Annotated in this window: 8 protein-coding genes; 4 read left to right on the top strand and 4 right to left on the bottom strand. The window is 47.1% G+C overall.

The window, feature by feature from the left end:
• Window positions 1-22: 22 nt before the first annotated feature.
• Genes SE18_RS00045 through SE18_RS00035 form a run of 3 tightly spaced genes read right to left on the bottom strand, consistent with a single transcriptional unit; the run spans window position 23 to window position 2,295 of the window.
• Window positions 23-1,585, bottom strand: a complete 1,563-nt coding sequence (locus SE18_RS00045; protein WP_054532369.1) for an SHOCT-like domain-containing protein — start codon at window positions 1,583-1,585, stop codon at window positions 23-25.
• Between the two features lie 12 nt (window positions 1,586-1,597).
• Window positions 1,598-1,960, bottom strand: a complete 363-nt coding sequence (locus tag SE18_RS00040; RefSeq protein ID WP_054532368.1) for an SHOCT-like domain-containing protein — start codon at window positions 1,958-1,960, stop codon at window positions 1,598-1,600.
• Between the two features lie 11 nt (window positions 1,961-1,971).
• Window positions 1,972-2,295 carry a DUF2089 domain-containing protein gene (locus SE18_RS00035; protein WP_236706777.1) on the bottom strand — a complete coding sequence of 108 codons (324 nt, stop codon included), beginning with the start codon at window positions 2,293-2,295 and terminating at the stop codon, window positions 1,972-1,974.
• A 450-nt stretch (window positions 2,296-2,745) separates the two neighbouring features.
• Here SE18_RS00035 and SE18_RS00030 point away from each other — a divergent pair, with 450 nt between their 5' ends.
• Window positions 2,746-5,529 carry a helicase C-terminal domain-containing protein gene (locus tag SE18_RS00030; protein ID WP_054532366.1) on the top strand — a complete coding sequence of 928 codons (2,784 nt, stop codon included), beginning with the start codon at window positions 2,746-2,748 and terminating at the stop codon, window positions 5,527-5,529.
• Window positions 5,530-5,594: 65 nt separating this feature from the next.
• On the opposite strand, the gene SE18_RS00025 is transcribed toward SE18_RS00030, so the two are convergent.
• A complete protein-coding gene (locus SE18_RS00025) occupies window positions 5,595-8,402 on the bottom strand; it encodes a penicillin-binding protein (RefSeq protein ID WP_054532365.1) in 2,808 nt (935 codons plus the stop codon).
• Window positions 8,403-8,562: 160 nt separating this feature from the next.
• Here SE18_RS00025 and SE18_RS00020 point away from each other — a divergent pair, with 160 nt between their 5' ends.
• From SE18_RS00020 to SE18_RS00010, 3 genes are all read left to right on the top strand, one after another.
• Complete coding sequence (locus tag SE18_RS00020) at window positions 8,563-9,777, top strand: S1C family serine protease (RefSeq protein ID WP_054532364.1); 1,215 nt, start codon at window positions 8,563-8,565, stop codon at window positions 9,775-9,777.
• 258 nt (window positions 9,778-10,035) lie between these two features.
• A complete protein-coding gene (locus SE18_RS00015) occupies window positions 10,036-11,124 on the top strand; it encodes a hypothetical protein (protein ID WP_054532363.1) in 1,089 nt (362 codons plus the stop codon).
• A 36-nt stretch (window positions 11,125-11,160) separates the two neighbouring features.
• Window positions 11,161-12,135 carry a hypothetical protein gene (locus SE18_RS00010; RefSeq protein ID WP_054532362.1) on the top strand — a complete coding sequence of 325 codons (975 nt, stop codon included), beginning with the start codon at window positions 11,161-11,163 and terminating at the stop codon, window positions 12,133-12,135.
• Window positions 12,136-12,367 lie beyond the last annotated feature (232 nt).

Genomic DNA, 12,367 nt, shown 5'->3' with positions numbered 1-12,367 from the left:
TAGCCCGCCTGTTGAGCGAATTTTAGCCTAATGCTTCGAGCAACAGCGCTGCTTCATCGGCGCTAATCTTGCCACTTTGCACCATCTTCAAAATCGCCAAGCGTTCTTGGGTTTTATCAACCGCTGGCGCTGCAGCTGCTGGAGTTTCAGCTGCTTGGGCAACCGGTGCTGCCTGCGCTGCGGCTGCTGCTTGCTCTGGCGTAATCCGCACGGTATCGCCAGTGTAGGCCACGTGTTGGCTTGATGATGAGCCATCATCTTCGCTAATCGAGACACGGTGGGGCACATTTGGCGCTGCTGGTGCTGCTGGAGCATTTGGCGCTGCTGGCGGCGCTGGCGGGCGTGGCGCATTTGGCCGAGCAACATTTTTCTCGATATTGCCCAACGCTTGGCCAATCGCCTCGTAGGCGCGACTAATGCCTTCATCAGCAGCCCGCTTGGCTTGCTCTTTCAAGCGCTCGATACGCTCAGGGTCAAAGCGATATTCGCGTTCGTTGATCCGCACGCTGACCCGTTCGGCGGCTTTGGCAGCTCGTTCGGCGGCGCGTTCGGTGGCTTGGCGTGCCCGTTCAGCAGCCTTTTCGCCCTTGCCACCATGCCAATCGCGGCTGAGTTCGCTGAATTGAGCGGCAATATCGCGGCCCATCGAGGCTAGATCGTCGGTGAAATCGCGAATTGCGCGGTTGAAATCATCGCTCTTCCAATTCCAGTTGCCACCCCAATTATTGCTGCCAACGCTCTGTGCTTGGCCTGCTGCCGCAGCGCCGCGAATGCTCAAATCGCCTTGGACATTGACTTCGAGCCGGGCCGATCCATTGCCCCAGGTCAGGCTAATTCCACCAGGCTCACGGTCGGACATCCCCGAAACATCGCCTTGCACAAAGCCATTGACGGTCAAATTAGCATCATCAGCCATTTCCAAAATCAGATCGCCACTCGCGTTGGCGTGATAGACATGCTCTGGCGCCCAAACAATGCCCAGTTTCAAATCGCCATCAACGTGAATTGGCGCAAGGCTTTTGATTGTGCCACGCAAGGTTGCATCGCCACTCACCCGAGTAACTGCCACATCGCCAGCAATATCGCTGGCGCTCAAATCGCCATGAATATTGAAAATCGTCAGGTTATGCACTTGGCCAATTTTCGCATCGCCATTGACATTTTTGACTACCACAGTATCAGTGTTCTCATAGATCTTGAGATCGCCATCAATGTTGGCGATGTTAATGGTGGCGCTTTTGGTTAATACTGCATCGCCCTGCACCGAAGCGCCTTCGAAGGTTTGCACATCGCGAATATTAAGATCGCCTTCGATTTGGCGGGTGTGCACAGCCGCAATCCCACTAATGTCTAGGTCGCCTTGCACCATTTCTAGGGTCAAGGTTGTGCCATGGGGCAAGCGCAATTCCAAATCATCGGAGCAGCGCTCGATCGAAAGATGGCCCTCTTGGGCACGAAAACTAATTTCATTTTCATCAACATCAAACCAAGCTTCGGCCAAATCGTGGGCAATAACCCGTAAGTTTCCTTCACAAATGCGAACCGCCACAGTTGGATTCGTACCAATATTAATTCGTTGTTGCATCGCTCAGACTCCTTATTCAACCACAATTTCAATGCGTTCGCCGTCTTCGAGATCTTCCATATCAACGATTTTGCCAGTCATACCGCCGCGAATTGCTTCCAACATTTCGTCAAAGTTAAGCGTCGTATGTTTGTTGGAAGCAAAGCGTGCGCCGAGTTTCAAGCCAATGCTAATCAAGCCAACTGGAATATTGACATTGATTTTGTGATGGTTGGACTTCAAATCGGTGACGCGAATGCGGACCCATTGAGCACGCACTGGGCGAGAAATTCGATTGTTTGGCTCCATCACGCCAAGCAAACGTGCGCCTTCTTCGGCAGTCAATTGGCCATTTTCAATCAGGCGCAAAATGCGCATGCGTTCTTCGGTTGCCATTGAATACCTTCCTAGCCTTGCAGCAGTTTGAGCGCTTCTTCAGCACTCAGTTCGCCGGTTTCAAGTTGCCGCAACACCTCGCGGGAATCAGGCCGCGAAATTGATGGCGGCGCACCCAAGGCGGCAGCGATTTCGTCCATGCGCATTCGCGCTGTCGTATACGAAACATTCAACGATCCTGCGACTTGGTTGACGTTGCCCCGATGTTGGGCCAAGAGTTCCACAAAGCTGAGTTGTTCGCGGGTCAAACGTCCCAAGCGCCCGAGCGTAAATTGGCCTTCAATCGCCGTGTTACAAATTGCACATTCCAACCGAGTGCTGGTTAGTTCGCCCATACAAACTGGACATTGAGTCAAGATAGGATTCATCAATACCTCGCGAAGTATCAGTTCATCTGCGAAAAAGTGTAACCTATTCTGCTAATAATTGTCAATCTATCTTATATTAATTTTAGATTAGAAAGTTTTAGCTAAAAATAGCTGCTATTTGGTTAAAGCGCTGGGTGGCATGCAATAGCAGCGCGGTAAGAAGCACCAATCCCGTGTTTCATCGGTGGATATTTAGCCTTCCATCACATGTCCTTGAGGGGGTGCAGGGGGATTAAAGCCCCTTGCGTTTCCCTCCGGCGGAGGGACGGAAGGGAGGTGAATCATTAGTACCCACAAATAATAATTCGCGAACCCATAACTGCTATAGTTGCCAAGCGATCGACTTGTTTTGAGGCCTAGAACAGGTATAATGGCAAAACATTTGAGCGACATCGAGCTTGCTAGCGAGGAGCATCTGTGGAACCGATATATATCGCCTTGGATTTGGAAACAACTGGCTTAGAACCAGGGCGCGATGAGATTATTGAAGTTGGGGCCGTTAAATTTCGTGGCAACGAGGTTCTCGAAACCTACCAAACGTTGGTCAAACCCAAACAGGTGCTACCAATCAAAATTGCTCGTTTAACTGGCATCGATGCTCACGAATTGACCACCGCACCAAGCTTCAATAGCATTGGCGGGCAGTTGGCCAAATTTCTCAAAAGCTACCCAATTATTGGCCATTCAGTTGATGGTGATTTGCGCTTTTTGCAGCAACAAGGGCTAAAAGTGACCCAGCCCTATTACGATACCTTCGATTTAGCAACCTTGTTGATTCCCCAATTGCCCAATTATTCGCTTTCAACCATCGCCGAACATTTGCAAATTGAACATCCCGACGCCCACCGCGCTTTGGCCGATGCAGAAGCTAGCCGCTTGGTGTTTACCGCATTACTCAATAAATTAGCCGAATTATCAGCCGCCGAATTGCATAACATCGCTCAAACCACCCAAAAATTGCAATGGCCGCTGGCCAAATTATTTGGCGAAATTGCCAAACGCCGCGTGCAAACGGTCTGGCAAGCACCAATTGAATTTCAGCCAAAACCAATTGTGCGCCCAGTTGCGCTTGAACCAACTGGCAACCAAGAGTTGCTCGATAGCCAAGCGATTGGCGCAATGTTTGGGGCCGAAGGTGGCTTTAGCCGTATGTTTCCTGGCTATGAGCCACGCCAACCGCAAATCGAAATGACCGTGGCCATCGCCGAAGCGCTCAATCAAGGCGATACTTTGATGATCGAAGCGCCAACCGGCACTGGCAAAAGCTTAGCCTACCTCGTGCCAGCCGCCCAATGGGCACGCCAACGCGGCGAACGAGTGGTCATCTCGACCAACACGATCAATTTGCAAGATCAATTGTGCTCCAAAGATATTCCGACCGTGCAAGCACTCTTGGCCGAGCATCCCGACCAAGCGCCTGCCTTGCGCGCCGTGCAGCTCAAAGGCCGCAGCAATTACCTGTGTTTGAAGCGCTACGAAGCCTTTCGCGCCCAGCCAGACCACAACGAAGATCAAACCCGCGGCTTGTTGAAGCTACAACTGTGGCTGCCATCAACCAACAATGGCGACCGTTCAGAATTGATGTTGATTCAAGGCGAACAGCAGGTTTGGAACAATGTGAATGTTGATCCCGACCAATGTTTGCGCCAACGCTGCTCGCTCTACAACGAATGTTTCTTCTTCAAGGCCCGCGCCGAGGCCGAAAACGCCCATATCGTGGTAGCCAATCATGCCTTGTTGATGGCCGATGTTAAGTCGCCTGGCATTTTGCCGCGCTACGATCATTTAATTATCGACGAAGCGCATAACCTCGAAGATGTTGCTACCGACCAATTGGGATTTCGGATTTCGCAGCACAGCTTGAACGGCTTGCTCAACGATATGCACAGCACAGGCGGCGCACGCTTGGCCAGCGGCGTGCTCAACGAGTGGCCGCAGCTCTTCCGTTTGAGCACAGTCGATCATAAAGAGCAACGCAAGCTCGAAGATATTAGCGCCGATGTGCGCCCGAATGTTGAAAAAGCTCGCGATGCAGCCCAACAATTGTTCAGCATTTTCAACGATATTATGGCCAAAGATCGTAGCGTAACCCAATACGATCCCCAATTGCGCATCACGACCAAAATTCGCCGCCACGCCGAATGGAGCCAAGTTGAGCAAACATGGGAAAATTTGAGCATTAATTTGCGCAAAATTGGCGATGGTTTTGGCAAACTCCAAGCAATTTTGGATAATCTCGAAGGCCGCGATATTAACGGCTACGACGATTTGGTAATGCGGGTCAAGGGCATTGTCAATGCCTGCGGCGACTTACAACGCCAATTTGATTTGGTGATTTATGGCAACGAAGAAACCGTGGCCTGGCTTACCGCCGATCAACGCCGCCGCGAATTGTTAGTCCAAGCAGCGCCAATTCATGTCGGGCCCTTGCTCAGCGAAGATTTATGGATGAAGAAACGGGCCAATATTTTGGTTTCAGCCACGCTTTCGGTCAGCAATAGCTTCGATTATCCCAAACAACGCTTGGGCTTAGACGAAGCCACGGCCATGCAGCTCGATTCACCATTTGATTACAGCAAATCGACCTTAATCTATTTGCCAACCGATATGCCCGAACCCAACGAGCGCAATTATCAACGCGCCATGGAAGATGCATTAATTCATTTATGCAAAGCGACTGGTGGTCGCACCTTAGCCTTGTTCACGGCCAATACCTCGCTACGCCAAACCTATCATGGCATTAGCGAAAGCCTTGAGCAAGCAGATATTTCGACCTTGGCGCAAGGTATGGATGGCTCACGACGCTCGTTGATCCAGCGCTTCAAATCTGACCCACGCACGGTTTTGCTGGGCACAGCCTCGTTTTGGGAAGGCGTAGATGTGGTTGGCGATGCCTTGAGCGTATTGGTGATTACCAAATTACCCTTCAGCGTGCCCAATGATCCAGTGTTTTCGGCGCGTTCTGAAGGCTTCGACGATGCCTTTGCAGAATACTCAGTGCCGCAAGCGATTTTGCGCTTCAAACAAGGCTTTGGCCGCCTCATTCGCTCCAAGGATGATCGCGGGATTGTGGTGGTGCTTGATCGGCGCTTGCTCAGCAAAAATTATGGCCACCAGTTCCTTGAATCATTGCCCGCGTGCACCGTGCAGCGCAAGCCACTCTCTGAGCTAGCAACAACTGCGGCCCGCTGGCTGGTGTAGATTTCAATGCAAGCAAAAATGCTGCTGAATGCAAAAACATTCAGCAGCATTTTTTAGTTAAGAACTTATTTCACGCTCAATACACTGACGCTGCTGGTTGTGCGATTGCCAGCTTGATCAATTGCCGTGGCCACAACGCGATAGGTACCAGCCTGGGTTGGGCTGAAATCAAGACTATACGGCGCTTGCTCGCGCATAAACACCTCGCCATTAACTGTCCACTCAACCTTGGCAAGCTGCCGATCATCTTGGGCATTGGCTTGAAACTGCACCGATTGGCCGCGCAAGGCCGTGGCTGGCACCGTGATGCTAATCGTTGGCGCAGTTCGATCAAGATAGATCGTAACTCGTTGCTCGTTCATGCCGTTGCTTTGCTTGACCAACAAACGTAAACTGTATTGACCTTCGGGCAAGCCATCAGCATTCCAAATTGCCAACAAGCCATTGGAAATGCCGCCAAAGCCTTCGATAATCGTCGTCCAGCTGCTGGGATTCGCACCAGTGCCCCAAGCAACCGTGTAATCGCCAGCAGCGCTGCCGCGAATTCGAATTGGCGCGGCTAAGGCTGCACCGTCTGTTGGCTCGATCAAGGCAATTGGCACATTGGCGTTGCCTGCATTGGTTGGGTTCACCAAAGCGCAAGGCTTGGTTGGCGGAGTGCCCAAGCCGCCAGTCTCGCCCCAATTGCCAGCCTCATCGGGATAGATTGCAAAGACCCGATCTTCGCCTGGCTGGTCGGGCAAGGCCACACAATCGCCACTTGGCCCAACCCGAATTGTGCGATACACATTTTCGGTTTCAACTGGCTCAGTGCCATTGACAAAATATTCGCTGCGAATGTTAGGGCAGGCTTTCGATGGTTTGGTGCCAGTTGGAATACAAACTTCGTGCTCGGAAACATTCGCTGGCGGCGTAAATTGCTCGATTGGCAAGCCTTCGTGAAACTTGGTCATCAAACGATTCCAAATCACGGCAGCGCCAAACGAACCAGGCACTGCATCCATTGGGCTGTTGTCGCTATTGCCAACCCACGCGCCAATCACCACACTCGGCGTATAGCCAACCGTCCAACTATCGCGGTCGTCGTCGGTCGTGCCGGTTTTGACCGCCGCAGGCCGATCGTTGGGCAATTCCATGGCATTGTCTGGCCCAAACATCCATTCGCGGGCTTGGTTATCGCTTAGCATACTTGAAACGATAAACGCCAACCCATTGCCATCTGGCCCCAAGGCTGGTTGGCTTGGTGGTTCGCTCCAAGCTTCGAGCACTTCGCCGCGCGTATTGACCACCTTCAAAATGGTTGAGGCAGGTCGATAATTGCCCTCGTTGGCAAACACGCTATAGGCAGTGGTCAATTCCATCAGGGTTACTTCGCCGCCGCCAAGCGCCAACGATAAACCATAGCGTGGGCGATCATCGAGGGTGCTGATGCCAACCCGCTGCATCAAGCGCAAAAACTCGTCAATGCCAACATGATCAAGGGTTTTGACCGCTGGCACGTTGAATGAATTGGCTAGGGCAACTCGAATCGAAACCGGCCCATGAAAATTACGATCATAATTTTTGGGCGCATACACCTCGCCCCCAGCAAAGCGATATTCGGTTGGTACATCCCAAAGCACGCTGGCCGCAGTCCAATCGCGCATCATCGCCGCCGCATAGACAAACGGTTTGAGCGCCGAGCCTGGTTGACGTTCAGCTAAGGCCACATTCACTTGGCCATCAATCGCCGCATTGTTGTAATCAGCCGAGCCGACCATCGCCAAGACTTGGTTGGTTTTGCGATCAAGCATCACCACCGCACCGTTGGTTGCGTTTTGCGCCGTAATTTCGCTGACCCGTTGCTGCACCTCTTGCTGAGCGGTTGCCTGCCATTGCGGATCAAGCGTCGTGGTCACTCGCAAGCCGCCCCGATAGAGCAATTCTGGGCCGTAACGCGCTTCAAGCAATTGGCGCACATAAAACACAAAGTGCGGTGCAGTCAAATTCACTTGCGACGGCTTAACATACAGAACTTCAGCAAACGCTTGTTCTGCTTGTTGCTGGGTGATCGTGTTGTTGCGCACCATCGCCGCCAGAACGATCTCTTGGCGTTGTTTGGCGGCATCTGCATTGACCAAGGGATCAAGTTGCGATGGTGATTGGGGCAAGCCTGCCAACATCGCTGCTTGGGCCAAGCTTAAATCGCTCACGCTAACCCCAAAATAGGCTTGGGCAGCAGCCTCAGCACCATAGGCATTATTGCCATAGGGAATTTCGTTCAAATACAAGGCCAAAATTTGATCTTTGGAATAGCGTTGGCTAATTTGGTAGGCCAAAATTGCCTCGCGAATTTTGCGCTTGGGCGTTTGCTGGCCGCGTTCTTCTGGCGAAAGCAACACATTGCGCACCAATTGCTGGGTAATCGTCGAAGCGCCGCCTTGGCCAGTTTCTTGGTCGGTCAAATTGGCCAACGCTGCCCGGGCAATCGAAGGCAAATTGACCCCAGGATTAGTATAAAAATTACTATCTTCGACCGCAATCGTGGCCTGTTTAAGATACTCGGAGAACGCGCTGAATGGTACGACTGTACGTTGGCCAGCGTTAGGATCGAAAATCTCATACAGCAAAGTTGTGCCATCGCGGGCATAGAGTTTGGTAGTTTCAAAGGCGCGATGGGTGCCCAAATTATCAATCGACGGCAAATTGCGGCTAAAATACCAATAGCCACCCAAGCTAGCGGCAAGGATGCAAAAGACCCCAATCAGCAGCAGTTGCACCAAAAGAATCAGTGCTTTGAGCCACCATGGGCGCGCTTGACGACGAGCAGCCCGCGCCGAACGCCGTTCCTGCCGAGCAGTTAATTGTGGTTGATCGCTGTTTGATTGTGCCATAGTCGTTTGGGGACTGGTCGCTGGGCAATGGGGCTGGCTAAAATCAGCATATTCCCGATCCCTGACCCCTAATCCCTGACCCCCACAAATAAATTTTGCGATAAAATTATAGCATGCAGCCTACACCATTTTCGGTGATTATGCAGAAAGGATGTTTTGCATGAAGCAACGCAGCATGCGTGTTTTGATTCCAGCATTTCTTATTCCACTAGGGCTTTGTATCCTGGGCAGTATCTTAATTTGGATTTTTGCTCCGAGCGAACAAGCGACTCCTGAGCAAAGTACAAATCTCAAGCCAACTCTGTCAGCTGATCCAACGCCAGTTGCAGCCAGTTCGGTTAATCCCAACCCAAGCAATGATCTTAGCGATGAGCAAGCCCGCATCGATTTGTACAAGCGGGTTGGGCCTGCTGTCGTCAGTATCGACACCGAAGTTGCTGGCGAAAGCAGCCAAGAAGTGACCCAAGAAGCGCTTGGCTCAGGCTTTTTGGTCGATGATCAAGGCCATATCGCCACCAACAACCATGTCATCGAAGGTGCTACCCGCATTTTTGTCACCTTCTCCGATGGCCGCCAAGTGCCAGCAACCTTGCGCGGCGCTGATCAAGATAACGATATTGCGGTGATTAAGGTTGAGGCCGAGGAAGTAAGCAGCATCGCGCCGATGGTTTTTGGCAACTCACGCGAGGTTCAAGTTGGCCAAGATACGATTGCGATTGGCAATCCTTTTGGCTTGCAAAATACGATGACCTTGGGGATTGTCAGCGCTGTCGAAGGGCGTTCGTTGCCTGGGCGCACCCTAGCCAATGGCGGCCAATTTCGGATCAGCCGCATCATTCAGACCGACGCGGCCATTAACCCTGGCAATAGCGGCGGCCCGTTGCTCAACAGCAACGGCGAAGTGATTGGCATCAACACCGCAATTCGGGTCAGCGACCCGACGGCAGCTCCAGCCTTTGCAGGGGTTGGCTACGCCGTACCTGCAAATACGGTCAAAATCATTGTTGAAGATCTGATTAAAACAGGCAAGCACGATTCGGCCTATTTGGGCGTGAGCATGCTCACGATTAGCGCCCAATTGGCGGAAGAATTGAAATTGCCAGTTAACCAAGGTGCACTCGTCACCAATGTCGTTGTCGATGGCCCCGCTGATCAAGCAGGCATTCGCTTGGGCACAAACAGCATCCAAGTTGAAGGCGCTGAATTGATTATTGATAGCGATATTGTGACCGCCTTCAATGGCGAACGTATTCGCTCAAGCGACGATCTGATTGCCCATATCAACGATTCGCGGGTTGGCGATAAAGTTAATTTGACGATTATTCGCGATGATCAAGAGCAAACAGTCGAGGTAATCTTGGGGGCACGCCCTTAAAACGGAGTGGTTAGCCCAATTTTATCACCCCTTGGGGGGATATTTCAAAGATCTGGATCGCGAGCCGTATCTTTTTTGCAGGCTGCACGGTTTCCCTTATGCCAGACCTCTCCACACAGCAAACTCGGGCGGGTGCAATCGACTGATAGCACCCGCCCGATGTTTTTAGGTATTGAATTCTCATTGCATTTTCCTTATATTAAAGAACATAATATCAATAATTTACCAGAATATATGTATATTTATAAAGGAGTAAAGATGCCAACATTAGGCTGGAGACTTGAAGATGATGTTGAGCGCTTTTGGGAAAATCATATCGTAGCTAAAGATGATCATAAAGTACCTCATCAATTTGCCTGCCCTACATGTGGTCGTTTATTCAATACTTCAAGGGAACGTGAAGCTCATATTAATTTAGAGCATCCACTACAACTTCCTAAGCTAATAATTCATGATAAAGAGATAACTAGCAAAAAGATTATTACAAGACCCATATCATTTAATGCAATAGAGATATTGAATACTTCGTCATGTCAAATACAATATAATAATCGTTTACTAAAAGATATATCAATTCAAGAATTAAAATCTATCTTTTCCAAAGAAAGAGATTGTGTAATTATTATTACATTAATAAATAAACCTAATGCTATTCAAAAATATTTTATAGAATTCAAAATCATGAATGATGACATTCTTAATGAAATTGATAAAATATTTATAGACAAACTAGCTATTGATCAATTAAATCATGATTATATACATTATTTCATGGAAGAATCTAATTTTGATTCAAAATATTTAGACTACAAGAATGCTCTTGCTAATTATGCTTTAGGAATTGTTATGAAGGATAATCCCAAAAATAGAAGATCATCATTTAATTTTGGTGATTTTGATGAAAAAATGCGTTCATCATTAAACATTCTAAAAAAATACAACAGAACTATCCCAAATATTATAGCGAATGCTATTAGATTAAATCTGAATATTTTTAATGCAAAGATGAAAACAAATTTACTAGAATTAGAAATAGCTTTAGAAATGTTTAGAAAAAAAGAGATAAATACATTTCATAGTACTTGTCCGAGAAGTCAGGCAAATGTATCTTTAAATATATGTCCAATTGATACTCTCACTAAACTAGTTATTGATTCTTGTAATAAATTATATTACTCAGAAAATAATATTGACATTGATAAATTGGAAGATATATTATTCAGAAGTTCTAATAATCTCGTTAGCAACCAAGATGCAAGAAAATTGCATCTAATCTGTTTGTCCTATTATGAAAGGAGTCATCAAGATTCAAAAGCAGAGATTCACAGAAATAGGTTACAATATTGATAATCCCTTCTTCAAATTTACATAAGGAATAATGATATGCAAAAAGATAGTTCAACACTAAAATCGGCAAAACCAAAATCTCCTTGGATTGAATTTATCACTACGGTTAAAAGAGACATTGATCAATTTATTGAATATATTCAATATGATTCTAATAAAACTCGTGATAAAATCACGAACAAACTTATAATTAAAAAAACTAGAAAACCAATTCAGATGAGTATTGAGGAAAGAAATGAATTTATTGAGTGCATTATTAAAAAAACAGAATATACAAACAAATTTCTTTTACTTTTAAATAAAACAAAAAATATCCCTGAGATCAATAAACTACTAACAGAATGTGTAGAATATATGATTGAACGAGATAATATAATATCTATTATTGATTTCAGAGATATTATTTCATTATCAACCAAAATTAGAAATTTCATAAATAATAAAGATTATAATATAAATACTATAACTATATATTTATATTACAGTTTATTAAATAAACTAATAAACGAAAATGAATACTTATACATAATCAAAGAAATCTCAAATTCAAAGTATGCATATAATAACCTTATAGATATAGTAACATATTTCACTATTAATCCCGAATCATCAAGTTATTTATCTGATTATATTAGTTCAATCAATGATAAATCAAATGCTTTAATAAATAAAGCAAATTATCTATATGATCAGAATAATAAGTATATTAATTCAATAAATGAATTAAATTCAACAATCAATAATCTTGAAAATAAAGTAACAAATTTAGAGGTAGAGAAAAATAATCTAGAAAATGATATTAATAGTATGAAGGCATCTTTTTTATATAAAACTAATGAATTACGAGAGCACTTTTCTGGTGTATTACAAGGCCAAATGATACGTTGGTTAACTACGAGTATTGAAGCAATTCAAGCAGATCCTAAGCGATTGGAAGTTGTTGAAGAGCGATTAAACAATCTTCTACAGCTTGTAGAAAGGGAATTACAATGGCTGCAACATTCGGCTTAGATTTTGGTACGACCAGTAGTTTAATCACATTGATTCAACAAGATTTTGAATCGAGAAAGATGGTGCCTGCCAGCTTAACACATCTTGGCAAACCACATCCATCAGTAGGCTCTGTCTGATAATTCAGGATACCGATGTCGCTGGTGCAAGGATACGCACCAAGCGTTGAATCATCGCCAGATGGACGAATCCGAGATAGTTCAGGGCCAGTTTCTCAAATCGCGTGGCCACC

Origin of the sequence: Herpetosiphon geysericola, assembly GCF_001306135.1 — a bacterium.
GTDB lineage: Bacteria > Chloroflexota > Chloroflexia > Chloroflexales > Herpetosiphonaceae > Herpetosiphon > Herpetosiphon geysericola.
This window is presented reverse-complemented; position numbering and strand designations above follow the sequence as displayed.